Below are 1,373 nucleotides of genomic sequence, written 5' to 3'. Positions count from 1 at the left end.
ATCGATGAAGCATTAAAAGCAAAAGAAGCAGCAATAGATGCCAACAATGACTTAACAGCAGAAGAAAAAACAAAAGCTAAAGAAGATGCGAAAGCCAAAGCAGACGCAGCAAAACAAGCAATTGATCAAGCAACAACAAACGATGCAGTAACTCAAGCTAAAAACGCTGGGGCAATATCAGTAGATTCGGTGACTCCAACGCCGGTAGCCAAACCAGCTGCAAAACAAGCCATCGATGACGCATTGAAAGCTAAGAACGATGTGATTGATGCCAATAACGATTTGACTGCTGAAGAGAAAGCCAAAGCTAAGGAAGACGCCAAAGCCAAAGCCGATGCAGCTAAACAAGCAATCGATAGCGCAACAACAAACGCAGCGGTAGAACAAGCTAAAAATGACGGAGCGACAAGTATATCTTCAGTCACTCCAACACCAACAGCTAAACCAGCTGCAAAACAAGCCATCGATGACGCATTGAAAGCTAAGAACGATGTGATTGATGCCAATAACGATTTGACTGCTGAAGAGAAAGCCAAAGCTAAGGAAGACGCCAAAGCCAAAGCCGATGCAGCTAAACAAGCAATCGATAGCGCAACAACAAACGCAGCGGTAGAACAAGCTAAAAATGACGGAGCGACAAGTATATCTTCAGTCACTCCAACACCAACAGCTAAACCAGCTGCAAAACAAGCCATCGATGACGCATTGAAAGCTAAGAACGATGTGATTGATGCCAATAACGATTTGACTGCTGAAGAGAAAGCCAAAGCTAAGGAAGACGCCAAAGCCAAAGCCGATGCAGCTAAACAAGCAATCGATAGCGCAACAACAAACGCAGCGGTAGAACAAGCTAAAAACGCTGGGGCAGCAAGTGTATCATCAGTCACTCCAACACCAACAGCTAAACCGGCTGCAAAACAAGCAATTGATGACGCATTGAAAGCTAAGAATGACACGATTGACGCGAACAAAGACTTAACAGCTGAAGAAAAAGCCAAAGCTAAAGAAGACGCTAAGGCAAAAGCCGATGCAGCGAAACAAGCGATTGATACTGCAACAACAAACGCAGCGGTGGAACAAGCTAAAAACGACGGAGCGACAAGTATATCTTCAGTCACTCCAACGCCGGTAGCCAAACCAGCAGCGAAGCAAGCCATCGATGACGCATTGAAAGCTAAGAACGATGCAATTGATGCGAACAATGACTTAACAGACGAAGAAAAAACTGCGGCGAAAGCTGATGCAAAAGCCAAAGCTGACGCAGCGAAACAAGCGATCGACAACGCAACAACAAATGCAGCGGTGGAACAAGCTAAAAACGACGGAGCGACAAGTATATCTTCAGTCACTCCAACGCCGGTAGCCAAACCAGC

Annotated in this window: 1 protein-coding gene; it reads left to right on the top strand. The window is 45.4% G+C overall.

Going from position 1 to position 1,373, the window contains the following annotated elements:
• On the top strand, positions 1 to 1,373 hold a 1,373-nt coding region (locus tag M1F55_RS03825; protein ID WP_247947299.1), incomplete at both ends, for a DUF1542 domain-containing protein.

Origin of the sequence: Streptococcus mitis (genome assembly GCF_023109235.1) — a bacterium.
Taxonomy (GTDB): domain Bacteria; phylum Bacillota; class Bacilli; order Lactobacillales; family Streptococcaceae; genus Streptococcus; species Streptococcus mitis_DA.
Note: the sequence above shows the minus strand (reverse complement) of the source record. Positions and strands in the feature narration are given on the sequence as shown.